The sequence below is a fragment of the Paenibacillus sp. CFBP13512 genome (assembly GCF_005233705.1).
In the GTDB taxonomy this organism is placed as follows: Bacteria; Bacillota; Bacilli; order Paenibacillales; family Paenibacillaceae; genus Saccharibacillus; species Saccharibacillus nuruki.
This window is the reverse complement of the sequence record NZ_QGAD01000016.1, coordinates 1-23,282: the sequence shown is the minus strand read 5'-3', so window position 1 is coordinate 23,282 and position 23,282 is coordinate 1. Positions and strand designations below refer to the sequence as shown.

The window sequence follows — 23,282 nt, the reverse complement described above, 5'->3', positions numbered from 1 at the left end:
ACTTAGCAATAACAAGCCTAATCATCTTCTAAATGATGTATCGATGATATCAGCTTGGATCATATTCTATAACCTTAATTATAGTAGTTATAAACTGGATTGTACACAACCGCATATATAAAAAATATATGTATCCATTTTTATATTACTAACCCATAACGTTACTCTATAATCCTTATCTTAATTATCGGTTGTAGAAGCCTTTTCGTTTACAGATTTGAGCCAACTTATAGGTGTTTTCCATGCACGTACATTTACTTTTCTTGTCGAAGTCTTGCTGATTGCCAAAGTTGGCGTTAACGCTTTGACTCTAGGCTCGGCATGCTTCACATGTTCATCTAAAAATGGAAGCACTTTTGCCCAGAAATGCGGATCTTTTTGCGAAGAACTGTGTCCGTTTGTATCTACAAATAAAGTCTCTATCGGTGGGGTGACTTGTCCCATCACAAATTCCAGTTCTGTTGGCGGAATAAAGCGATCCCCGCGAGAATGGATCATAAGAATCGGCAAATCAGCTTCTTTGCGTGCGGCATTGATCGAGAATACTGTATTTTTCTGTTGGTATTCTTTGAGCGAAATATGAGAACGGTAGAACCAGATTCTTGGAATAATATTCGCCATTGGAAATAGTGGTAGACCCCGTCGCTTAAATTCAGCTTCCAATACACTTTCAAATTGAGCTGGCATCGAATCTGTAATTACCGCTCGTACAGGTAATCCATATGGAAGCGACAAAATCGTACCGAGTCCCCCCATCGAATGCCCCAACACGCCGATCCGCTCCGGATCAATCTCAGGGAGCGTAAGCGCATAATCCAGCGCTGACAATATATCATCACGAAATGTATACGCAGAAGGAGCTTCAATCGGATCACTATGCCCGTGGCTACGCGCATCATACATTAAGATCGCATAGCCTGCTTGCCATAACGGTTCAATATAACGAAGGACACGCGAACGATTGGAACCCCACCCATGAGCAATAATCATCAGTGGCGAAGATGTAGGGCTAGCTTCGCTATGATTTTGATGTTGTTGATTTGCTGTATCTGCCGGGTTTACTTTATCTTCTTTAACCATAGAAGGAATAAACCACCCTTGAATATTCAGTCCTTCACTGACGAATTCAATATCTTGATAAGGCATAGCAGGTTTGCGCTCGACTGGAATACGTTTCGGTGTTTGCGCTTTAACCGCTGTATTCCATACCATTCTTGTTCCAGCAAGTGCTAATACTGCACCACTTACCCCACCAATCAACCAGTACCGTTTATCCATTAAGGTTCCTCCTCTTTTAATGTAAAAATCATATATCTTATATTTGAAGTATATACCAAAAAATATTCTTTTGACTCTCATTGTATTATATATATTATTACATATATTATATCATGAATATGTATATCTACTAAATTCAACTTCAAAGAAACACTTTTTAATTTATTAAAATTTCTATTAAAAATGACTTCTTTATAATAAAGAAGTCATTTTTGGCTTTAAATTAAAGTCTATGTTATTCACGCGGTAAATTTAAAAGATTATCTTTCGTTGTATCATTACTTTCTGAACGTACGTATTTTTCATTATTATTTTTTACTGGGATAAGTTTAGGATAAGGCGAAATATTTACTTTAATTTCAGTATTTGGATCATTCGACAAAAAATCATGAACAGCTTCTTTTGTATAAAATCCATTTTCGCTGACACCTTCTAAGTAAATCGAATCAATTTCTGTTAAAATATTCGAATCATGTTTTCCATTTTTCATTTTTATTTTAGTAGCTTTAATCAAAATAACCCCTCCTTCATAATTTATCATCCCAAAAATACCACAAAATTACATTTTATTCAATTATAAATTAAATATTATTTACCCTCGAAAAGCCGCCAAACGTTTATTCAACTCGGCTGTTTGTCCATAAATATCCTGATAAATGGAAAATAACTGATCATACTTTTCAGCTCGTTCTGGATCAGGTTGGTATGACTTCGCCGGACGTAAGAAAGCTGCGGCACACTCCTGCAAAGATGAGAACCATCCACTGCCATAAGCCGCCAGCATAGCCGCTCCCATCGCTGGCCCTTGCTCATTTTCTAAACGAACAATTTCGGCATTAAAGATATCTGCTTGCATTTGTAGCCATGTCTCATTCTTTGCTCCACCACCGATCGAGACAACAGAAGTAATGGTTTTACCTGATTCACGTAAAATATCAATCGATTCACGTAGTGAAAATGTAATGCCTTCTAATACAGCCCGCGCAAAGTGCGGTAATTTGTGCACGGCATCAATCCCAATAAAGCTTCCCCGAATATCAGCATCTGGATGAGGAGTACGCTCCCCAACAATATAAGGGGTGAATAACAATCCTTCTGCCCCTGCATTTACATTATTGATCCCCTGCAATAACTGATCAAATGAAAGGTCTTTGCCAAATGCACTTCGGAACCACTCCAAGCTATAACCCGCCGCAAGTGTTACCCCCATAATATAAAAAGCATCTTGTTCACTATGATTGAAGAAGTGGACTTTACCTGCAAAATCCAAATCTTTACGTTCTTCATAAGACAACACGACTCCTGATGTACCGATACTGCACATCGTCTGTCCTTCGCTTAGAATCCCTGCGCCGATTGCCCCGCAAGCATTATCTGCTCCACCACCATAGACGCGTGTATTTACACTAAGCCCTGTCTGTTCTGCCACTTCAGGCAACAATGCACCAACATCTTCAAATGATTCAATCAGACGCGGACACAATGACATAGGTAAATGGAAAGCAGAAGCAATCTTCTCACTCCATTTTTTCCCTGTTACATCTAACAACAATGTACCTGCCGCATCTGAATAATCCATCGCCAGATCGCCAGTCAATTGATAACGTACATAATCTTTGGGAAGCAAAAATAAACGTGCCATTTCCATATGCTCTGGCTCATTTTCCTGTACCCATAAGATTTTGGGCAAAGTAAACCCTTCTAACGCGCGATTACGAGCAATCTGCAATAATTCATCGCCTAGCGTCTCTTCTATCCGGCGACACTGCTTACTAGTACGGGTATCATTCCACAAGATCGCTGGACGAATGACTTGATGATCTTCATCCAACAACACCAACCCGTGCATTTGCCCCGAAAAGCTTAACCCTTCAATCTCATCAGGCGATATCCCTGAAATTTCGACTAACCGACGTAACGACGTTAGCGTCCCTTTAACCCAATCTTCTGGGCTTTGTTCACTATACCCTGCTTTGGGCTGAGATAACGGATACGATTCAGATGTCTCATAAGCAATATTCCCCTGCTTATCCACCAACACCGTTTTTACCGCACTCGTCCCCAAATCGACCCCAATCACATAACTCATCTTTACCCCTCCTTGTACGTTTATCTTATATCGATCCAAAAAACCAAAAGCATTTTCCCAAAATGCTCACCTCATCAAAAATGCCTCCCTCCCCACAAGGGAATAAGGGAGACATGCCTTTGACCTTATCTTTTGCTCTAATCTTATATCTTAATCTGCAGACACCACACGCTCAAGCGAAGAGAATCTATTCTTCTGAAAGAGCGAAGCGCTCGCCTTTAAGGTTGGATATCGACTGCCTAGCAGTCTAACCAAGATATCCAACCTTACCAGCGACGACAAGAAGAATAAATTCTCGCAGCGCCTTAAATCCAGCACACTGCACCCACTATTTTCACAAACTAATCCTTAAAGTGTCTCCGTTATTCCGTCACCAAATACTGATTAAGAATAGATTTCAAATACTCTTCGCGCCCTGATTCATTAGCACGAGGACTTTCATTATTCAGCGCATATTCTGCAAGGGAAGATAATGTGGCTTTACCACTTAATACATCTGCTCCAATACCTTCTTGGAAACTGCTATACCGTTTGTCGATAAAGTCCTCGAACACACGATCTTCGATCAGACGTGCTGCTGTAGTTAGACCTTTGGCAAACGTATCCATCCCTGCGATATGAGCTAAGAATAGATCTTCTGGCTCAAAGGAAGGACGACGGACTTTGGCATCAAAGTTAACCCCGCCTTTGCCTAGACCTCCATTTTGCAACACTTCATACATCGTTAACGTTGCCGCATATAGATCAACCGGGAATTCATCCGTATCCCATCCGATCAATAGATCACCCTGATTAGCATCCAGTGATCCCAACATACCGTTAGTACGCGCTATCCGTAATTCATGCTGGAAATTATGACCGGCAAGTGTCGCATGATTCGCTTCCAAGTTCAATTTGAAATCTTTATCCAGACCATTTTTTTGCAAGAAAGCAATCGTGGTTGCCGCATCATAATCATATTGATGTTTGGTTGGCTCTTTTGGTTTGGGTTCGATCAAAAACTGTGCATCAAATTGAATTTCTTTGGCATAATCGATCGCCATATGGAACATACGCGAAATATTATCTTGTTCCAGTGCATAATCTGTATTCAATAGCGTCTCATAGCCTTCACGACCGCCCCAGAACACATAGTTTTCTGCTCCTAGACGTTTACCCACTTCAAGACCTTTTTTGATCTGAGCAGCGGCATGAGCGTACACATCTGCATTACTTGTCGAAGCCGCACCATGCATAAAGCGCGGGTTACTGAACATATTTGCGGTATTCCAAAGCAATTTTTTACCGGATTGCTTCATATATCCTTCTAAAAGGTCGACAATCGTATCAATATTGCTGTAAAATTCTCGCAAGCTATCTCCTTCAGGAGCGATATCCACATCATGGAAGCAGAAGTAAGGCATATCTAGCTTATCCATCAATTCAAATAGAGCTTCTGCACGAGCTTTGGCAAGATCAAGACCTGTATACGAATCCCAAGGACGCACTGCTGTATTCACACCAAACGGATCAGCTCCACCTGCAACCATCGTATGCCAGTAAGCCATACCAAAGCGCAAATGTTCTTCCATCGTTTTACCAGCGATCACTTGAGTCGGGTTATAAAATTTAAAAGCATATGGATTTTTGGATTGAACACCTTCGTAAGTAATTTTCTCAATATTTGCAAAGTAAGCCATCAATAAAATCCTCCTCTTATCATTCGTATGGAGATTGTTACAAAAATCTCTTTTAGAGCGGCTTAACAAGCAGAGAAGGTGCGCCTAAAGTAGATCATCTAACAATCATTGGGCAGAACCATATTACTATTATGACCAAAAAGAAATCGTTTACATCGCTATCCTAACATATATGATATACTTTGTCTATCGGTTAAACAAAGTTAGTGAATAGTCATCTGAAAGGAAGAAAACCATGAAAATCACAGGTGATCAAGCACTGGTCAAAAAAATAAATAAATCGCTCGTGCTCGATAATATTCGCCAATATGCTCCACTCTCACGTACCCAAGTATCGCAATCTACAGGTCTTAACAAAGCGACCGTTTCCAATCTAGTGCAGGAGCTAATCGATGATCAACTGGTGCTAGAATCCGGTCAAGGACAATCCAGTGGCGGACGCAAGCCACTCATTTTACTATTTAATAAAAATGCAGGCTATGCCGCAGGCGTCGAGATTACAGTGAATGAACTTATATTGATTTTGACTAATCTGGAAGGTGAAATTATTGCCAAATCGACAGCCTCTCTAGTCAGTCATCAAGTCTCAGATGTGATTGCGCAATTACAAGCAGAGGTAAATATATTATTGCAGCATCTGCCTGATTCGATCCACGGAATTGTAGGTATGGGTGTAGGCGTACCGGGTATGGTGGATGAACAGGGAAATGTATTATTTGCGCCCAATCTAGGATGGGAAGGTGTGGCTTTGCGGGAGCAATTAGAACATCTTTTTCAGATTCCGGTGATTGTCGATAATGAAGCGAATGCGGGGGCACTCGGGGAATTACAGTTTGGCGCAGGTAGACAAGCACAACATCTGGTCTATGTCAGTGTAGGCACAGGAATAGGATCAGGAATTATTATTGAAGGCGAATTGTACAAAGGCTCGCGCGGTTATGCTGGGGAAACAGGGCATATGTCTGTGGAATCTTACGGTCTTCCCTGCTCTTGCGGTAGTCAGGGATGTTGGGAGTTGTATGCTTCTGAGCTTGCTTATGATCATTCGATCAAAGAACCGATTCCGGGTAGTACGACAGCCGATTGGGTCAGACGTGCTGAATTCGATGAACCGGAAGCCCGAGATTTATTTCAGAAAATAGGGGAGTATCTTGGTATCGGGATAACGAATCTGGTCAATGGGTTCAATCCTGAATTAGTCATTATCGGTGGACATATGAGACAAGCAGAACCTTGGATCGATCCTTACCTACAAGAAGTAGTATCCAGACGCACCTTGCCGTATCACCGACAAAAATTAATGATTCAATATTCTGAATTAGGCGATCAATCGACTGTAATTGGTACAGCGTATATGGCAGTTTCGCAATTTCTAGGTCGGGTCAAAGTATCGATTTAATAGAGGTCAGACACATTTTTGATTAATTTTGGTATCAATTGTGAATTATTTATCTTAAATTTGACGTAAATTTGCCTTATTTTAGTGTAAAATCAGTTGCTCTTTCGGTCTATAATTTCGTTATGTGTTATGCAACACGAACGAATGTGAAACGGAGAGAGCTACCATGAATCTGTTGGGAACTGCCGACATTTCGCTGCCTTTTTACGTAATGTTGTTTTTATTTTCTTTTATTATCGTGCCATTAGTCAGCCTGAGTGTGTTTAACTTCTCACAAGCAAGACGCAAACAGGGCGTTTCCTTTTTGATTGCCGGTTTTGGATTCTTTATGATTTTTCGTGCGGTGACCCAGTTTTTGTTTTAGATACCACCTTAGTACTTGAATGAAAAAAACTTGAATAAAAAAACGTGATATCTGCTCAAGCAACTAGAGCTCATTTTTTGCACAGTATGATATCTTTCCTTTGTTATTATTGTTGCAGTCAACATCAAAAAAACGGCAACCCTTTATCCGGGCTACCGTTTATTTTTTTGCTTATTTTATGCTTCTGCTAAAGCTTTGTTGAATTGAGTCATATTCATACCCATGATTTTGTATTCGCCGATCAATGTGACTGGAACTGCGCGTACACCCATGTTCCAAGCTTCTTCTGCATATTTTTCTTCCAATTCGATATTACGCTCTTCGAACTCAATACCTTTATCATTCAAAAAACTTTTCACCTGCTTGCAATGTGGGCAGTTTGTACTTGTATAAACGATCGCTTTTTCCATAATAATGTAACACTCCTTTGATTAAATTAGATTATGTAGATAGCAGAACATGAAGCGATTCTGCTATCTGTATACGTTATATATGTGAAGTTAGTGTAGATATTAACCCATAACGACTTCTTGATGTTCCAAAGCTTCAATAAATTTCTCACAGTCCATTGCAGCCATACATCCACTACCTGCTGCTGTAATCGCTTGGCGGTAACGAGTATCTTGCACATCACCACAAGCGAACACGCCTGGAATATTCGTTTCTGAAGTACCTGGATTCGATACGATATAACCATTGGCATCTGTCGTCAATTGATTATTTAAGAAACCTGTATTCGGATGGTGACCAATCGCTACGAACACGCCATGTGCAGGAATGATTTCTTCTTGTCCTGTGTTGTTGTTCATCACTTTAAGTCCTGTTACACCGCTATCGCCAGCAACGACTTCAAGTGGGTTTTGGTTCAAAGCCCATTCGATTTTGTCATTAGAACGAGCACGATCTTGCATGATTTTGGAAGCACGCAATTCTTCGCGACGGTGAACCAGTGTTACTTTAGAAGCAAAACGAGTTAAGAAACTAGCTTCTTCTAGAGCAGAGTCTCCTCCACCGACAACTACGATTTCTTTACCACGGAAAAAGAATCCATCACACGTTGCGCAAGTACTTACACCACGTCCGATATTATCTTGTTCATTTGGAATACCCAAATATTTAGCAGTAGCTCCTGTAGAAATGATCAATGTCTCCGTCACCAATTCGCCCATGCCTTCGACTTGCAATTTGAACGGACGATCTGCCAAATCTACACTATTGACCCAACCAGTACGGAACTCTGCTCCAAAACGCTCTGCTTGTTTGCGCATGTTGTCCATCAATTCAGGACCCATAATTCCATCAGGGAAGCCCGGGAAATTTTCAACTTCTGTAGTCGTTGTTAATTGTCCACCCGGTTGTGGTCCTTCGATAATGAGTGGGCTAAGATTAGCACGAGCAAGATAGATAGCGGCTGTAAGTCCAGCAGGACCTGTTCCAACAATAATTGATTTATACATATTGAATTCCTCCATATTTTAAGATGAGTATGATCTCCACACTCAAATGATTGAGTATATGATAATAAAATAAGACATTATAGATAATTTTTACAATTAATTGCATGCAATTTATAATCATTCTAAACTACTACCAATTATGAGGAAAATGGAGCTTATAGTCAAATGAAGTTTTCATGAAGGATACTTTCATTTATAACAAAAATATAATAAAAAGCCTGCATACTTCAACAATAGAAGTCTGCAAGCTTCGTGTATTACACCTATAAAATGAGGATTAATCTTTATCTAAATGGTGATGAATCGTTCCCCAGCCATAGCCTGCTTCTGGAGACATATCTTCAGGCATACCGGGCAAAATCAGACCGCCATCTACACGCAAATTAATACCTGTGATATAAGAAGCTTCTTCTGAAGATAACCATGCTACGGCTTCGCCAATATCAGCTGGTGTTCCCATACGACCCAGTGGAATTTTGCGACCTAGAGGTTCTTTAATCGCATCTTGTTCCAGTCGATTGACCGTAGCCCCCGGGCCTACACAATTCACTCGTATCCCATAAGGAGCAAATTCAAGCGCAAATGAAGAGGCTGAGCGAATAAGAGCTGCTTTCATCCCTCCGTAGATACTATCTGTAGGGTAAGCCCGTTCAGCACGAGAAGAAGTAATAAAGATAATATTGCCTGCAATTTCTTGATCAATCATCGCTTGAGCTGCAAATTTGGAAGCCAGTATCGGTGCACGATAATTCAGATGAATCGAGTGATCCAGATTCTTCATTTCCAAATCAAGCAAGGCTGAACCGATCCCTCCACCTGCATTGTTCACCAGTAGATCAATACGTCCGAAATGCTCTAACGTCTGCTTCACAATCGATTCCGGCTGATCCGGTTGAGTCAGATCGGTCTGAATGGCAAATGGCTGTGCTCCATAAATATGGGATAATTCTTGAGTAACGTTATCAATATCATCCGAGTCTGAATGATAGGTAAGTGCAATGCGATATCCTTTATGAGCAAGTACTTTGGCAATGCCTCGTCCAAGCCCGATCCCTGCTCCAGTAATCAATGCTACTTTCCGATTGCGATGATGTAGTAATTGAGTCATGATATCCTCCTTCTTGGTATTCCTATCTGCTTCTTCATATAGCTGTTAAGAAGAATTAAACATGAACTTAAAGTATGAAGCTTATCTATGACGATAGCAATCATTTAATATTTTGCCACATTCTACAAAAAAAACAGCCTTAGGATCAAGGCTGTTCTTCAAAATATATTTAAAGATGGTAAATAAGATCTCTATAACTGTTTAGATAACCCTCTCATAATATAAGGGCGAACAATATCTAACAATAAGTCGGCATGGCTATTCTTCTCCAACCTAAACCATTGATAAGTAGCACTATAAATTGCTGAACTTGTGATCGCTGCTAGAATCTCTATATACTGATGATTTTCCTTTTCTTTTGATAATATATCTTCAATTGTTTTTTGTAGCATACCTTTGATTTGGCTATCTACTAGAGTAGCAATTGATTTGGAATCCAGCCTGCATGTCTGATGAAAATCTACAATGTAACGATAAGTAAGCAAGATGATCTGGTCTCCTATTTCTTCTGTCAATGCCTCTGCATGTATTACCTGTTCAGGAATCATCTCTTTGAAAGCTTGCTCTATAACCTCATCCAGTAGTGCATATTTATCTTCATAATGAGTATAGAATGTAGCACGATTAATCGTAGCTTTTTGAGCAATATCTTTTATCGTTATCGACTCAAATTGAATACTCTGCAACAACTCTATGAAAGACTCTCGAATTAACTGTCTTGTACGCAAAACTCTCGGATCTTGTTGTTTTTCCATATCATGAACACCTTCTTAGACATCAGACTTCAGAATATGTTGTTTATACAACTTTTCACTGCATCTGTCGATTGAAATCATCATTAGACAACACTATTATTTTATCAGACAGATATGGCATGAGCAATCTGTAACTATGATTTGCAGAGAGGGAGAATGTAATTGAATATAGCTAAAGATAGAATCTTGATATTTGGCGCTGGCGTGGTTGGCAGTATATATGCACTTCGATTGGCTCAGTATGGAGTAGATGTTACTGTATTAGCCAGAGGCGAAAGGTTAAAAGATTTACAACACCATGGCTTGCGATACAATGACAGCGGAACGATCAAGCACATTTCTATCCCAACGATTGAACAGCTTGCTGACGATGATATTTATGATTTTATCCTTGTTCCTGTACGTTATGATCAAGCCGAGTCTGCTCTTGCTGTGCTTAAAAACAACCAGAGCCAAACTATTGTTACCCTGACTAACACTGTTGGATATGATGCGTGGCTTGATCTTGTTGGTGATCGATTACTGCCGGGGTTCCCGGGTGCAGGCGGAGATCTCAAAAATGGTGTTTTATATGCCCAATTTAGCACTGAAAAGCATCAAGGAACTATTTTTGGTGAAATAGATGGAACACAAACTGAAAGAGTAACCCAGCTTGCTCAACTTTTCAAATTAGTAGATTTACATTACGATATCCAGTCAAATATTCAAGCTTTCCATATTTCGCATACTGCCATAGCTATTGCTAATAAGCATTTCTACACCAAGGATGGAATCGTAGATATCGACACTGCAAGAAATGAACAGACATTACTCCAGATAGCTACAGCAATCAAACAAAATCTTCGTTTGGTTGAACAAGCTCATATTCCGATTATTCCAGCCGAAACAAAGATATTAACAGAATGGTCAGATAGCCAAATTATTTCCTTGTACCAGCAGATGCTAAATGATGCTTTTATTATGGATGCTATACTTGGCGATCATGCAGTCAATCAGAAAGCAGAAACCTTATTATTGCAGGAAGCGTTTAACCAGACATTAGCTAGACAAGTCTATTAACTCAATAGATTTTCGCCATTTATTTTACATTTATACAAAAAGAACAGCCCTTGATATACGGCTGTTCTTTCAGAGGAGGAAATCGAAAAATGGTAGTCGATCACCTATTAAGATTGTACGTTTTGCCAGATTTGACGCATATATAATGAAGCTTGTGGAAGGTCTTCTAACGGTACACCTTCCAGTGAAATATCGATATGTGGCTTATACTGCTTGAGCAAGCGGAAAAATAACGGATAATCCAGTATACCGGTGCCTGCTGTACGATAAGGCTTACTACCATCTGGTGCAAAATCAAAATCTTTCGCATGGATTAACAACATACGATCTGCTAATTGTTCAAATGTATCTCGTAAAAATGCTTCTTGATTCTCCAGATGCTCTATTTTCATCATATTACAAGGATCAAAAAGCATTCCAATCGCTGTTGTAGGAATATCTTCTATTAATTGAGTCATTAGCTCAGTCGAGTGAAGCGTATGATCAGCAACAGGTTCTATTGCCATATGTACGCCCCATTTATCTGCTTCTTCTGCTAGTTCAGACATGGTTTCTTGTAGAACACGCCAACCCACTTCAGCATAACGTTCTGGCTCGGATGCTTGATATGTCGTATATCCGCCTGTTTCCGTAGCGACCATACTACAGCCAAAGTCACGTGCATATCGTAAATGTTCTTTGAATCGTTCGATGCCATGACGACGTTCACTAAGATCAGGATGAACAGGATCAATATAACAACCCAGTACAGCAATCCGTACACCCTGACGATCAAACTGTTCAGCAATATGATTCGCAAGCCCCGGGCTTAATCGACCATTAGACGTATCGATATCTGAGATCGCTTTGGCAAGTGCTAACTGAACCGAAGTGAATCCACCTTCAGATACTTTAGCAGCTAGTTCGGTGAGCGGTAATTGTCCATAGATATGTGCAAGTACTCCTTGTTTCATCATCACACTGCCTTTCTTGGGTTCATTCTAGCATCTACATTCTGCTGAAATTAATGATGATAAAGTTCCAATTAACGCGCCATCCATCCGCCATCTACACAAATAACATGCCCGTTCAGATAATCAGACGCTTTGGATGCCAAAAAGACGACCGGTCCTTGCATATCTGCGGCAGTTCCCCAACGACCGGCTGGTATACGATCTGTAATCGCATCGAATCGTGCAGGATCAGCAACAATCGGTGCTGTGTTATCAGTCAACATATAGCCCGGTGCAATCGCATTAATCTGAATCCCTTTGCTTGCCCATTCATTGGCTAAGGCTTTGGTAATGCCTGCTACACCATGCTTACTTGCGGTATAACCCGGTACATTAATACCACCTTGATACGATAACATCGAAGCTACACTGATAATTTTACCGCTTCCTTGCTCAATCATATGGCGACCAACCAATTGAGATAGATAGAACACCGTCTCCAAGTTGATATCAATCACATCTGCAAAATCTTTCCACGGATGTTCAACCGCTGGAGCACGTCGGATAATCCCTGCGTTGTTAACCAGAATATCGATTTTCCCTTTAAAAGCTAACGCCTGATGGACTACATCTTCTAACGTATCATGCTTGCTTAGATCCGCTTCGATCTCAAGCGCTTCACGTCCTAAAGCTTGTACTTTATCAACCGTATCTTTACTACTCGAATACGAGACCGAGATAATATCTGCGCCTGCTTGAGCAAGCCCTAGTGCCATTCCTTGTCCTAGACCCCCGCTTGATCCCGTCACTAGAGCTACTTTACCCGTCAAATCAAAACTATTCATGAATATAATCATCCTCTCTTCACAAGCGAATTACTTTAAGCGATATCCAGTGGAATATTAGATTGTTGGAAATGAGCTACTTGCTCGGTAGACAAACCGCTATCGGTAATAATCATATCGAGCTGTTGGCAAGTCGCAAATGTCCACAATGCAAATTGTCCGAACTTTTGATGATCGACCACACCATAGACGTGTTGCGCTGTTTCGACCAATGCTTTTTTGAAAGGAACCAGATCACCGGTATAGATCGACAATCCAAATTCAGGATGAAGAGCTGTCGATGATACAAATGCTTTGTGAATATTAAGCCCCCGTACATACTCTACCGCTTGCGAACTGATCAACATATTTCGTGTCCGTTCTCCGCCCGGTACAACCAACCGTACTTGTTCACGCTTCGCCAGTTCACTTAAGATAAATAGATCATTAGTGACTACGGTTAATGGAAAAGAAGGCAGTCTTTTGGCGATCTCAAGCGTGGTACTGCCTCCATCTAACGCAATAATATCGTTCGGTTGAATATAGCGAAGAGCTCGCTCTGCGATTTCTGTTTTTTCAGGCATATGCTTAGTATTCGTCCCTTGACCGGATAGAATACCATATTGATCATTCTGTGCCAGAACCGCTCCGCCATGAACACGAGTTAATAATCCCATATCTTCAAGCTTGGCTAAATCTTCACGAATCGTTTTACCAGTTACATTCATCATCTCACTCAATTGACTAACCGTTACTTCTTGATGAGATATTAATATTTCCATAATGCGTTCATGACGCTTTAATGCACTCATAATTCCCCCGTCCCTTCCAGTATCATTCCGGAATGGTTTTGGGTTTATTTTAAATCTTTCATAGCAACCGCGTCCATATCATCGAACGTTTGATTTTCTCCAGCCATTGCCCAGCAGAATGTATAATTGCTCGTACCGACACCACTGTGGATCGACCAGCTTGGAGAAATCGCTACTTGTCCATCACGTACAACAAGGTGTTTGGTATTTTGCGGTTCGCCCATAAAGTGGAACACAGTCGCATTCTCATCCAAGTTGAAATACAGATACACTTCTGAACGACGGTTATGAGTATGACAAGGCATTGTATTCCACATATTACCGGGAGCAAGTTCTGTAATCCCCATCACTAACTGACAGCTTTTGATACCGCCTTGATGAATATATTTATAAATGGTACGCTCGTTCGATGTTTTGATATCTCCCAGATGACTAGGTGTAGCATCTTCTTGCGTTGATTTTACGGTTGGATATTGATGATGAGCTGGTGTGGATACAAAGTAAAATTTAGCAGGTTCACTACCACTACCTGAAAAAGTAACTTCTTTGGTACCCAGTCCAATATATAAACATTCTTTAGCAGCTACTTCATATTCCTGACCATCTGCGGTTACTTTACCGGGAGCTCCAATATTGATAATCCCAATCTCACGACGCTCTAAAAAAAAGTCTGTTCCAATATCTTTAAGATTTACTTCTAATTTGATCTCTTTGGACGCAGGAACAGCCGAACCTACAATATAACGATCCACATGGCTGTAAACGGTTACAAGTTCATCCGTTTGAAATAAAGATTCGATCAAAAATTCTTCACGTAGTCGATTGGTATCAAAAGATTTCACATCGTTCGGGTGAGACACATAGCGGTTTTCCATTAATAGTCATCCTCTCAATAAGTGCAATTTTTTATACTTTACGTTCATATAAGTTCATTTTAGTTCATATCGTTCATTTTGTGAAGAGATTAATCTTACTTTTTGGATTTTTTTTCAAATTCGTTGATATAATCCTAATTCCGTTGATGGTAAGATCGACGATAGATGAACGATTTGCTGTTCATCTATTCTTCATATTGATCTGATATGATAGTTTAAGCACTTGGCATACTATTTCTAATTACATTTAAAGGAGCGTTACAATATGGTACGTATTTTGATCGCTGATGATGATCCTTCCATTTTGGAATTAATTCATATGTATTTAAGCCGTGAAGGATATAGTGTGCATACCGCACGAGACGGCAAAGAAGCATTCGATATGCTTAGCAATGGCAAATGGGATCTGATTATTCTCGATGTGATGATGCCTCATATGGATGGGTGGCAACTGACTCAAGATATTCGTCGTTATTATGGAGATGTACCGATTCTACTGGTCACGGCTAAAGGGGAATCTGAAGATAAGATTAAGGGATTCCGCTTAGGAACAGACGATTATTTAGCGAAGCCTTTTGTCGCAGAAGAATTGGTGATGCGTGTCAAAGCGTTATTACGACGCTATCGTATTTTTTCAGGAGAATCCCTTTCTATCGGCAATGTAAGACTGGATGCTTCGACCAAAGAAGCTGATACGAATGGCAGTCTACAAGCGTTACCTGCCAAAGAATTTGATCTATTGTATACACTTGCTGGATTCCCGGGGCAAATCTTTACACGTGATCAATTGATCGAGAAGATCTGGGGACATGATTACGATGGGGATGAGCGTACGGTCGATGTGCATATCAAGCGTCTACGTGATCGTTTTACAGAAGCAAATGGATTTGCGATCCAGACGATTAGGGGCATTGGTTACCGGATTGAGGTGAAATAAGTTTGAAAAACATATACAGTCAACTTGTGCTTACTTTTATCGCAGTCGTCGTCGCTAGCTTTGTGATTACGTTACTGATGTCAGATTGGGTATTTCAAAGGCAACAAGTTAACTTTGTAGAAGATCGCATTTTGACAGATGCCAAGTCTATGGCTGAGATTCAATCTTCTATTCCCAAAAATATGATTCAGAAATATCTGGATAGTCAAGGCGGACAGATGCAGATTGTCGTTATAGGAGCAGATGGAACAACCTACCGTTCAATTGGTGATGGCCCCGGAGGTCCACCTGGTCTTTCTCCACCTCCTGTGCCTCCGACGCCTCCGGATTCAACAACAGATACAGATACATCGGATCATTCGAGCAAACCCAAGCCAAAGCTTCCAGCAGATCCTTTGAATCAATGGAATATTCCAGAAACAATCAAGCAAGAAGTATTAAATGGTCAAATCTATCATCCTGCAGCTATACCGACTACCAATACCGAAGTGCCTAGTTTTAATCTCTCACTGTTTAATACTAAAGATGAAAAAGAACCTCGTTATGTAGGTGTACCCTTTGAACGTGATGGTCAAAACTATGCTCTTTTTGCTCGCCCAGCACCCGGTCATTTTGTCAATCAGTTTAATCGGTGGATGATTCTGGTCTTGTCTGTCATGTTAGTAATTGGTGTGGTGTTGTTTTTATTTGCAGCACGCTTAATTGCCAAACCTATTGCCAAATTGTCTGAAGCGACCCGGCGTGTAGCCAAAGGTGATTATCAAGTTCGTGTGAATCTACGGCGCAAAGATGAGATTGGTGAATTAAGTCGTAACTTTAACCGAATGATCGGAGAACTATCTAAGATTGAAGCGATGCGCCAAGAATTTGTATCCAATGTATCGCATGAGATTCAGACTCCGCTTACCTCTATTCGTGGTTTTGCAGGTGCTTTGCGAGATAGTGCTTCGCCTGAGCAAGTTCGGCATTTAACGATTATCGAACAGGAAAGTGAACGTTTATCGAAGCTCAGTAGTAATCTGTTGAAGTTAGCTTCGTTAGATGTCGTGAAGCTACACATGGTGCCTTTCCGCCTTGATGAACAGATACGGATGTCTGTTGCTTCTTGTGTGCCTCTTTGGACAGAGAAAAATATCGATCTTTCGGCGGATCTCGATAAGATCACATTTAACGGTGATGAAGATTTACTCAGTCAGGTCTGGATTAATTTACTGTCTAATGCGATTAAGTTTACACCTGAACAAGGTAATATTTATATGACGCTTACTCAAGATCAACAATGGATCAAAGTATCGGTGCAAGATACCGGTTGTGGGATCACTCCTGAGCATTTAGAACATATTTTCGATCGCTTTTACAAAGTCGATACTTCGCGTACTTCTGTGACAGGAGGGAACGGATTAGGGCTATCGATTGTGCAGAAAATTATTGGCTTACATGGCGGACGCATCGAAGGAAACAGTGAAGATGGACAAGGTACTACAATGACTGTCTTTTTACCGCTAACCCCTACATGAGGATACAAATGTATCTATCTTTTTGAGATCATTATACTTTCATGAAATTTAAAAAATCTTTTTACCGATTCAGGCTCTACTGATCTGTTATTCATCAAGCGAGAAATTCCTTGTTCTTTAAGGGTTTCTCGCTTTTTTATATGGAATTATAGCAATCTTTAACCGCCTTTAAGGGAACGTTCATTTTTTGTTCATAAAGCCTTGTTATATTTTTTACATAAAGTTGCACAGACGTGATACACAAAGGAGGATATACAGGTGAAAGAATCCCGCATTCGAAGGATAGATCCCATACTAGCTATACTGGTTATACTAGCTGCGGGTCTTTCGCTATATAACATTAATCAATCAGGTGATCTGAACAGTTACTATACTGCTGCTATAACAAGCATGGTGCAGAGCTGGCATAATTTCTTTTTCAATGCTTATGATCCAGGTGGATTTATTACGATTGATAAGCCTCCTGTCGCTTTTTGGCTTCAAGCAATGAGCGCCAAACTATTTGGGATTCATAGTTGGAGCTTGGCCTTACCTTCAGCACTTGGATTGGCTGGATCGGTCATTTTACTATATCTGATCATCAAGCCTCACTTTGGAGTTACCGCAGCACGAATAGCGGCTTTGATCTTAGCTTTAACTCCGATAGCTGTAGCTGTCAGTCGCACCAACAATGCAGATAGTACCCTTGTATTCTTCCTAATGCTAGCCTCTTATTTTTTATTCAAAAGTGTACGTAGTGGAAAATTACTCACCCTATGTATAGCATTTGGACTGGTGGGTGTAGGATTCAATACAAAAATGCTTCAAGCGTTTATGGTTCTTCCTGCTTTCTATCTGCTTTACTGGTTCGCTCGCAAAGGGCAATGGAAGCAAAAAGGGCTTCATTTACTAACCGCCAGTGTATTATTGGGAGTGATCTCGTTATCGTGGGCAGTCATTGTGGATGTCACTCCTGCGGATCAACGTCCTTATGTAGGGAGTAGCGGCACATCCAATTCTGTACTTGAATTGGCTCTCGGGTACAACGGTATTAGTCGTTTAACTGGAGAATCTGGTGGTGGTGGCAATATGCCTGCTGGTACACCTGATAGTCGTCGTAACAGTAGTACTGCCAGTGCTGTAAATAGTAAAGATGCATCGTCGACAGCGAAAGCTTCAGCAGACACATCTCAGTCTACAACAGCTACAACACTATCTGATCAGGCAACACAGACAACCGCTTCGAATACAGCATCTACTCCAACCAACGCTATAAGCGGAACTGCTCCACCACAAAGTGGTTTTGGTGGCGGTAATGATGGAGGAAACGGACGATCTGGCGGTGGTGGCATGGGTAGTTCTGGAGGTAGTAATGATGCTGGTGATGCTGGTGTTTTTCGACTTTTCAGTACAGCCAATGCTGGACAAATCGCATGGTTCCTTCCTTTAGCTTTATTAAGCGCGCTGATGTTATGGATTCAACGGCGTGAGCAACGACATATCATTTTATTCTGGGCAGCATGGTTAGCGCCTATGATTCTCTTTTTTAGTATTGCAGGGCATATACATCGATATTACTTTATTATGATGGCTCCTGCGATTGCGGCTCTGACAGGTGCAGCGATCGCTCATCTATGGCAAAATATACACAAGCACTGGTTGACGATATTTATGTTTGTCGGTATCGCTACTGGATTATATATCACTATTTCTTTAGATCAAATGGTTCTTGGGATCGCAACTGCTGTGATCGGTGTTATCGCTTGGGTGATTGCGCTTCGTACTCATCGCATGACATCAACCTTATCTTTGGCACTTACTCTGGTTGCTTTATTGGTAGCTCCTGCTTACTGGTCGATGACTCCAGCACTTTATGGTGGCAATTCCACACAACCTTCTGCTGGACCCGAACTATCAACATCCAGTGGACGCAGTAACAGTAGCAGTGTTGATGAAGGTTTGATTACTTATTTGCAACAACATAATACAGGTGAAAAATATCTAGTTGCTACTTCTTCTTCTCAGACAGCAACGCCTATGATTCTAGCTACAGGCTCTCCTGTTATCGCATGGGGTGGGTTCAAAGGCTCTGATACTGCACTGACTACTACTCAATTAGAGGCTCTGGTAGCCGATGGCGAACTCAAATATGTAGTTCTGGGTGGCGGTATGGGTAGCGGAAGTTCAGACTTAACCACATGGGTGCAAACACATGGTACTGTTATTTCACAAAGTGAATGGAGTGCTGAGGCTACAACAGCAGTAGATACAGTATCTTCAAGTTCTCAGCGTGGTGGCGGTGGAAGAAGTTCTCAACTTACATTATATGAATTACATCAATCTTAACTTTATGGTCTGTCTCTATAAGATCAAGGTTTATCTATAAGGAGGAATGAACTATGCGCTATTCAATCGTTGTACCTGTATATAATGAGGAAGCCGTTGTTCTGGAATGTTATCGTCGTCTGACTGAAGTGATGCAACAGACTCATGAATCGTATGAATTAATTTTTGTAAATGATGGAAGCCGTGATCAGACCGCTTCGATTGTTAATCAACTTTGTGCAAGTGATGCTTCTGTGAAATGGATCGACTTTTCCCGTAACTTCGGTCATCAGATTGCGATCACTGCCGGGATGGATCATGCTCAAGGTGAAGCAATTGTAGTCATAGATGCCGATCTTCAAGATCCACCCGAGTTAATTTTGCAAATGATTGAGAAATGGAAAGAAGGCTTCGATGTTGTCTATGCCACTCGGGCAGAACGTAAAGGTGAAACAGGCTTCAAAAAATGGTCAGCTTCGATGTTCTACCGCACACTGAACAAATTAAGCGATATTGATATTCCATTAGATACAGGTGATTTTCGCTTAATTGATCGTAAAGTATGTGAAGCAATGAAAACAATGAAAGAAAACAATCGCTTTGTTCGTGGTCTTGTGAGCTGGGTCGGATTCCGTCAGACTTCGATCAGTTATGTACGCGAAGAACGGTTTGCAGGTGAAACTAAATATCCACTCAAAAAAATGATCCGCTTTGCATCAGATGCACTGGTTGCCTTCTCGCTCAAGCCTTTAAAATTAGCCAGTATTCTAGGTAGTGTTGTATCGCTATTCAGCTTCTTTTATCTAATTTTTGTACTTGCTCAGAAATTATTACACTTCTCTACAACACCCGGTTGGGCTTCAATCGTTGCAACGATTTTATTTTTAAATGGAATCACGTTAGTTATTCTTGGTCTTATCGGTGAATATATCGGTCGGATCTATGATGAGGTGAAGCAACGTCCTTTGTATCTGATACAACAGACTCGAAATTTTACGCAAGAACAACCGCTACCTGCTCATGAATCCTTACCAGAACAACATCGTGTCGTAAGCGAACAACGTCATGCTAGTTTCTAAATTGTTTGCGAATCAAGCGGTTCGCTTTGCTACCGTCGGCGTCTCCAATACAGTAATCGACTTTATCGTATTTATGCTATTACAGAGTTTTACTGGCGTTGTAGCCGCTCAATTTATCGGATATGGTGCAGGTACACTCAACAGTTATCTATGGAATCGACGTTGGACATTTGCACAGGGCACTGGTTGGGATATTCGTGAAATGATTCGCTTTTTACTGGTCAATATAGCAGTAGCTACGGTTACAGCGTGTGCAATTAGTCTGGTTGCTGATCATATTCCTGTCTGGATCGCCAAAATAGTAGTGACTATATTCGGTCTCGGTATCAATTATACTGTCAGTAAATTATGGGTATTTCGTTAACAAAGGTCGATATGTATAGCAATAGATTACAATACGGATATCAAAAAGAGCTTATGTAGGAGGGAAAAAGATGAAAGTTCACAAAGCAATTATACCTGTTGCAGAACTTGGCATACACCTTTTACCATCAAACCAAAGCTTAACCTAAAGAAATGCTACCAATTTTCGATAAACCTGCTGTTCAATACATTATCGAAGAAGCAGTAGCCAGTGGAATTGAATCTATTCTGAGTGTAACCAGATGTGGAAAATGTTCGATTGAAGATCATTTTGACCATTCGATCGAACTCGAACTTGATCTCGCTGCTAAAGAATAACAGCTTTATTGGAAAAAGTGAAATCCGATCTCTTAACTTACAGACATTCATTATATTAGTCAAAAGAAACTTTTAGTAGGACATGCGATTCTATATGCTAAGCAGTTTGTTGGCAATGAACCTTTTGCTGTATTACTTGATGATGACCTTATTGTCAATGAAGTTCTCAGTCTACAACAATTATTGAATCATTATATCTATCCACCGACAGCAATTTTAGGTTTACAACATGTGCCTTATGAGCATACACATAAATATGTATAGTTGCTTCATCGGTGACACTGAAAATCCGCTATTGGGTTATTTTAGTAAGTGATACCGTTGAAAAACCAAATATCGAAGATGCCCATCTGATCTAGCTGTCATTGGGCGTTACATATTACTGCCTAAAATTTTTGATTATTTGGAAGATACCTTACCTGGCAAAGGTAGAGAAATCCAATTGACTGATGCTATCTCCGCCTGCCTTGAATCTTCAGCGTCTTGAACTTTGTAATGAAGTAAAAAAGTATTTGCATTAGTTACATGCTATTTCTAATATTCATAAATAAAATAAGAGAGGTACCATCTTATTTTAAATGAAGATAATAGCTCTCTTATTCATTAATCATTTACTTTTAACTCTTTAATTAGTAATATATTACTATTTGAATATATTATAGGAGTGATATTTATAATTAAATTAAGTGAAATCATTACTGAAGAGTTATTCTTAAATGCATTTAATATTTGTAAAAATTATGCAGAAGAAAATTTTATACTTGATATAAATTTTAGGTTACTTCAAGATATTTTAAAAACCACTTCTGAAGAAAAAATGTCACTTTTCTACAAAAAATTTATAGAAACTGATTTAGTTCTTTCAATTCCAGAATTTTATAGTAGTGATATCATCTTTATTCCAAAAGGAATGACTTCAGTAAGAGAATATCGTTTCTTTTCACTTTATTCTATAATTCTTTATAATGCTATTGGTTTATTATTTGTAGAGTGCACTCATGATCTATTAAAAGAAATACATTTTTCAAAAAAGAATATTTTTGCTTATTACCCTACTACATTTTTGAAAGAGAATAATGAATGGAAAGCCAATAATGATTATAAAGAAAATTATTCAAATTTTTTAGATAAACTATATGAGCAGATAACTGTTGGAGATGTTGTTCTTAGATTAGATATAACTAATTATTTTGAGGATATAAAACATCGTTTACTTATCAATATGCTAAAAAAATTCTCTATACCTTCTATTTTATCGAAATATAATATAAACAGCGTAACACAGGAAATTTTAGAGTTTTATTTTGCGTCATTAATGGGAAAAAATAATGCTATACCTCAAGGAAGAAAAAATTTTCTTTCTGATTATTTAGGATATCTTTATTTAGTTCCATTTGATGTTAATGTTGCTTCCTTAACTAAAAATAAGAATTTAAATTTTAAAAGTATGATTCGTTATGTTGATGATATTTTTATAACATTCACTCCAAACATTAATTTATCAAAAAAAGAAATTCTTAAAGAACTTCTTGTAATTGAACAACTTATTAGCAGTTGGTTTTATGATAATTTGTTTCTTTCTATTAATTCTTCAAAGACAAAAAGAAATATAATCGATTCAGAAGATAATAGGAAAAAATATTTAAAATTCACTAAAAAAATAGTCTCTGATCCTCAATTAGCTCAACCACAAGTCAACAATCAATTTTATCCTCTTGTTCATTTTAAAAATTCGTTAAGAAAATTAAAATTTAGAGAAGTTAATGAATTTGATATAAAATTGAGTGGGGAAGAAAGAGAAAACCTAAAAGTAATTTTTGATAAAAAATTTCAAAATTATATATTTAAACCTAATGTTTCTCGAGAGTTGATTCTTTTATTGAAAGAAATATCATTTGATTTAGTTGCAGAATATATTAATATATTAATTGTTCTTTTTTCTATGAAATCAAAAAAAGAGAATGTTTTCAGAAATATATTCATTAAATTTTTGCTTACTAAAATAAATTTATTAGACAGACGCCATATTCATATACTCTTTTTAGCTTTAGCTCAATCTATGAAAAACGAAGACAAAAAAAAGATAAAAGCTAATGTTAAAAAAAATAAAACCATTCTATTAGAAAATAATTA

Annotated in this window: 22 protein-coding genes; 10 read left to right on the top strand and 12 right to left on the bottom strand. The window is 39.3% G+C overall.

The window, feature by feature from the left end:
* Nucleotides 1-180: 180 nt before the first annotated feature.
* The 4 genes from PaeCFBP13512_RS18880 to xylA form a co-directional block, all read right to left on the bottom strand.
* The gene (locus tag PaeCFBP13512_RS18880) at nucleotides 181-1,278 is read right to left on the bottom strand and encodes an alpha/beta hydrolase (RefSeq protein ID WP_161594322.1); all 1,098 of its coding nucleotides are present in this window, start codon (nucleotides 1,276-1,278) and stop codon (nucleotides 181-183) included.
* Nucleotides 1,279-1,513: 235 nt separating this feature from the next.
* Complete coding sequence (locus PaeCFBP13512_RS18875) at nucleotides 1,514-1,792, bottom strand: DUF3892 domain-containing protein (protein WP_206665611.1); 279 nt, start codon at nucleotides 1,790-1,792, stop codon at nucleotides 1,514-1,516.
* A 78-nt stretch (nucleotides 1,793-1,870) separates the two neighbouring features.
* Complete coding sequence (gene xylB, locus PaeCFBP13512_RS18870) at nucleotides 1,871-3,367, bottom strand: xylulokinase (protein WP_137225293.1); 1,497 nt, start codon at nucleotides 3,365-3,367, stop codon at nucleotides 1,871-1,873.
* Between the two features lie 362 nt (nucleotides 3,368-3,729).
* Nucleotides 3,730-5,046: a xylose isomerase gene (gene xylA / locus PaeCFBP13512_RS18865; protein ID WP_137225291.1), complete on the bottom strand. Its 1,317-nt coding sequence runs from the start codon at nucleotides 5,044-5,046 to the stop codon at nucleotides 3,730-3,732.
* 235 nt (nucleotides 5,047-5,281) lie between these two features.
* Between xylA and PaeCFBP13512_RS18860 the strand changes: the two genes are divergently transcribed.
* Together PaeCFBP13512_RS18860 and PaeCFBP13512_RS18855 are read left to right on the top strand one after the other, a co-directional pair.
* Nucleotides 5,282-6,445 carry an ROK family protein gene (locus PaeCFBP13512_RS18860; protein WP_137225289.1) on the top strand — a complete coding sequence of 388 codons (1,164 nt, stop codon included), beginning with the start codon at nucleotides 5,282-5,284 and terminating at the stop codon, nucleotides 6,443-6,445.
* Nucleotides 6,446-6,611: 166 nt separating this feature from the next.
* Entirely contained in the window at nucleotides 6,612-6,809 is a 198-nt protein-coding gene (locus tag PaeCFBP13512_RS18855) for a hypothetical protein (RefSeq protein ID WP_069325634.1), read from the top strand.
* Between the two features lie 176 nt (nucleotides 6,810-6,985).
* Here PaeCFBP13512_RS18855 and PaeCFBP13512_RS18850 read toward each other — a convergent pair whose 3' ends face one another.
* The 4 genes from PaeCFBP13512_RS18850 to PaeCFBP13512_RS18835 all read right to left on the bottom strand — a co-directional run bounded on the left by PaeCFBP13512_RS18850 (nucleotide 6,986) and on the right by PaeCFBP13512_RS18835 (nucleotide 10,129).
* Entirely contained in the window at nucleotides 6,986-7,219 is a 234-nt protein-coding gene (locus tag PaeCFBP13512_RS18850) for a glutaredoxin family protein (protein WP_069325635.1), read from the bottom strand.
* Between the two features lie 102 nt (nucleotides 7,220-7,321).
* Nucleotides 7,322-8,266 carry a thioredoxin-disulfide reductase gene (gene trxB / locus PaeCFBP13512_RS18845; protein WP_069325636.1) on the bottom strand — a complete coding sequence of 315 codons (945 nt, stop codon included), beginning with the start codon at nucleotides 8,264-8,266 and terminating at the stop codon, nucleotides 7,322-7,324.
* Nucleotides 8,267-8,543: 277 nt separating this feature from the next.
* Nucleotides 8,544-9,374 (bottom strand): SDR family NAD(P)-dependent oxidoreductase, encoded by an 831-nt coding sequence (locus tag PaeCFBP13512_RS18840; protein WP_069325637.1) that lies wholly within the window; start codon nucleotides 9,372-9,374, stop codon nucleotides 8,544-8,546.
* Between the two features lie 191 nt (nucleotides 9,375-9,565).
* Nucleotides 9,566-10,129, bottom strand: coding sequence for a TetR/AcrR family transcriptional regulator (locus PaeCFBP13512_RS18835; RefSeq protein WP_069325638.1), 564 nt, complete (start codon nucleotides 10,127-10,129; stop codon nucleotides 9,566-9,568).
* Nucleotides 10,130-10,291: 162 nt separating this feature from the next.
* Here PaeCFBP13512_RS18835 and PaeCFBP13512_RS18830 point away from each other — a divergent pair, with 162 nt between their 5' ends.
* Nucleotides 10,292-11,188, top strand: coding sequence for a ketopantoate reductase family protein (locus PaeCFBP13512_RS18830; RefSeq protein WP_069325639.1), 897 nt, complete (start codon nucleotides 10,292-10,294; stop codon nucleotides 11,186-11,188).
* 107 nt (nucleotides 11,189-11,295) lie between these two features.
* On the opposite strand, the gene PaeCFBP13512_RS18825 is transcribed toward PaeCFBP13512_RS18830, so the two are convergent.
* The 4 genes from PaeCFBP13512_RS18825 to kduI all read right to left on the bottom strand — a co-directional run bounded on the left by PaeCFBP13512_RS18825 (nucleotide 11,296) and on the right by kduI (nucleotide 14,631).
* Nucleotides 11,296-12,141 (bottom strand): sugar phosphate isomerase/epimerase family protein, encoded by an 846-nt coding sequence (locus PaeCFBP13512_RS18825; protein ID WP_193555968.1) that lies wholly within the window; start codon nucleotides 12,139-12,141, stop codon nucleotides 11,296-11,298.
* A gap of 71 nt (nucleotides 12,142-12,212) precedes the next feature.
* Nucleotides 12,213-12,965 (bottom strand): 2-dehydro-3-deoxy-D-gluconate 5-dehydrogenase KduD, encoded by a 753-nt coding sequence (gene kduD / locus PaeCFBP13512_RS18820; RefSeq protein ID WP_137225285.1) that lies wholly within the window; start codon nucleotides 12,963-12,965, stop codon nucleotides 12,213-12,215.
* 35 nt (nucleotides 12,966-13,000) lie between these two features.
* The gene (locus PaeCFBP13512_RS18815; protein WP_137225284.1) at nucleotides 13,001-13,756 is read right to left on the bottom strand and encodes a DeoR/GlpR family DNA-binding transcription regulator; all 756 of its coding nucleotides are present in this window, start codon (nucleotides 13,754-13,756) and stop codon (nucleotides 13,001-13,003) included.
* 44 nt (nucleotides 13,757-13,800) lie between these two features.
* The gene (kduI, locus tag PaeCFBP13512_RS18810; RefSeq protein WP_137225282.1) at nucleotides 13,801-14,631 is read right to left on the bottom strand and encodes a 5-dehydro-4-deoxy-D-glucuronate isomerase; all 831 of its coding nucleotides are present in this window, start codon (nucleotides 14,629-14,631) and stop codon (nucleotides 13,801-13,803) included.
* Nucleotides 14,632-14,896: 265 nt separating this feature from the next.
* On the opposite strand from kduI, the gene PaeCFBP13512_RS18805 reads away from it, so the two are divergent.
* The 7 genes from PaeCFBP13512_RS18805 to PaeCFBP13512_RS18775 all read left to right on the top strand — a co-directional run.
* A complete protein-coding gene (locus tag PaeCFBP13512_RS18805) occupies nucleotides 14,897-15,568 on the top strand; it encodes a response regulator transcription factor (RefSeq protein ID WP_069325644.1) in 672 nt (223 codons plus the stop codon).
* Between the two features lie 2 nt (nucleotides 15,569-15,570).
* Nucleotides 15,571-17,085 (top strand): sensor histidine kinase, encoded by a 1,515-nt coding sequence (locus PaeCFBP13512_RS18800; protein ID WP_137225280.1) that lies wholly within the window; start codon nucleotides 15,571-15,573, stop codon nucleotides 17,083-17,085.
* 258 nt (nucleotides 17,086-17,343) lie between these two features.
* The gene (locus PaeCFBP13512_RS18795; RefSeq protein WP_137225278.1) at nucleotides 17,344-19,410 is read left to right on the top strand and encodes an ArnT family glycosyltransferase; all 2,067 of its coding nucleotides are present in this window, start codon (nucleotides 17,344-17,346) and stop codon (nucleotides 19,408-19,410) included.
* A gap of 53 nt (nucleotides 19,411-19,463) precedes the next feature.
* Nucleotides 19,464-20,468: a glycosyltransferase family 2 protein gene (locus PaeCFBP13512_RS18790; protein ID WP_137225276.1), complete on the top strand. Its 1,005-nt coding sequence runs from the start codon at nucleotides 19,464-19,466 to the stop codon at nucleotides 20,466-20,468.
* Nucleotides 20,455-20,832, top strand: coding sequence for a GtrA family protein (locus tag PaeCFBP13512_RS18785; protein ID WP_137225274.1), 378 nt, complete (start codon nucleotides 20,455-20,457; stop codon nucleotides 20,830-20,832). The genes PaeCFBP13512_RS18790 and PaeCFBP13512_RS18785 overlap by 14 nt, the downstream gene beginning before the upstream one ends.
* Before the next feature lie 152 nt (nucleotides 20,833-20,984).
* Nucleotides 20,985-21,149 carry a hypothetical protein gene (locus PaeCFBP13512_RS23510; RefSeq protein ID WP_193555967.1) on the top strand — a complete coding sequence of 55 codons (165 nt, stop codon included), beginning with the start codon at nucleotides 20,985-20,987 and terminating at the stop codon, nucleotides 21,147-21,149.
* 664 nt (nucleotides 21,150-21,813) lie between these two features.
* Nucleotides 21,814-23,282, top strand: a 1,469-nt coding sequence (locus PaeCFBP13512_RS18775) for a hypothetical protein (protein ID WP_137225272.1), incomplete at its 3' end; no start/stop codon positions are given.

Bases quoted from the DNA above. Each gene is read 5' to 3' on its own strand.
- PaeCFBP13512_RS18785 (WP_137225274.1), top strand. From the start codon at position 20,455: ATGCTAGTTTCTAAATTGTTTGCGAATCAAGCGGTTCGCTTTGCTACC.
- PaeCFBP13512_RS18790 (WP_137225276.1), top strand. From the start codon at position 19,464: ATGCGCTATTCAATCGTTGTACCTGTATATAATGAGGAAGCCGTTGTT.
- PaeCFBP13512_RS18850 (WP_069325635.1), bottom strand. From the start codon at position 7,219: ATGGAAAAAGCGATCGTTTATACAAGTACAAACTGCCCACATTGCAAG.
- PaeCFBP13512_RS18860 (WP_137225289.1), top strand. From the start codon at position 5,282: ATGAAAATCACAGGTGATCAAGCACTGGTCAAAAAAATAAATAAATCG.
- xylA (WP_137225291.1), bottom strand. From the start codon at position 5,046: ATGGCTTACTTTGCAAATATTGAGAAAATTACTTACGAAGGTGTTCAA.
- PaeCFBP13512_RS18835 (WP_069325638.1), bottom strand. From the start codon at position 10,129: ATGGAAAAACAACAAGATCCGAGAGTTTTGCGTACAAGACAGTTAATT.
- PaeCFBP13512_RS18880 (WP_161594322.1), bottom strand. From the start codon at position 1,278: ATGGATAAACGGTACTGGTTGATTGGTGGGGTAAGTGGTGCAGTATTA.
- PaeCFBP13512_RS18855 (WP_069325634.1), top strand. From the start codon at position 6,612: ATGAATCTGTTGGGAACTGCCGACATTTCGCTGCCTTTTTACGTAATG.
- PaeCFBP13512_RS18815 (WP_137225284.1), bottom strand. From the start codon at position 13,756: ATGAGTGCATTAAAGCGTCATGAACGCATTATGGAAATATTAATATCT.
- trxB (WP_069325636.1), bottom strand. From the start codon at position 8,266: ATGTATAAATCAATTATTGTTGGAACAGGTCCTGCTGGACTTACAGCC.
- PaeCFBP13512_RS18840 (WP_069325637.1), bottom strand. From the start codon at position 9,374: ATGACTCAATTACTACATCATCGCAATCGGAAAGTAGCATTGATTACT.
- kduI (WP_137225282.1), bottom strand. From the start codon at position 14,631: ATGGAAAACCGCTATGTGTCTCACCCGAACGATGTGAAATCTTTTGAT.
- PaeCFBP13512_RS18825 (WP_193555968.1), bottom strand. From the start codon at position 12,141: ATGAAACAAGGAGTACTTGCACATATCTATGGACAATTACCGCTCACC.
- kduD (WP_137225285.1), bottom strand. From the start codon at position 12,965: ATGAATAGTTTTGATTTGACGGGTAAAGTAGCTCTAGTGACGGGATCA.
- PaeCFBP13512_RS23510 (WP_193555967.1), top strand. From the start codon at position 20,985: ATGCTACCAATTTTCGATAAACCTGCTGTTCAATACATTATCGAAGAA.
- PaeCFBP13512_RS18805 (WP_069325644.1), top strand. From the start codon at position 14,897: ATGGTACGTATTTTGATCGCTGATGATGATCCTTCCATTTTGGAATTA.
- xylB (WP_137225293.1), bottom strand. From the start codon at position 3,367: ATGAGTTATGTGATTGGGGTCGATTTGGGGACGAGTGCGGTAAAAACG.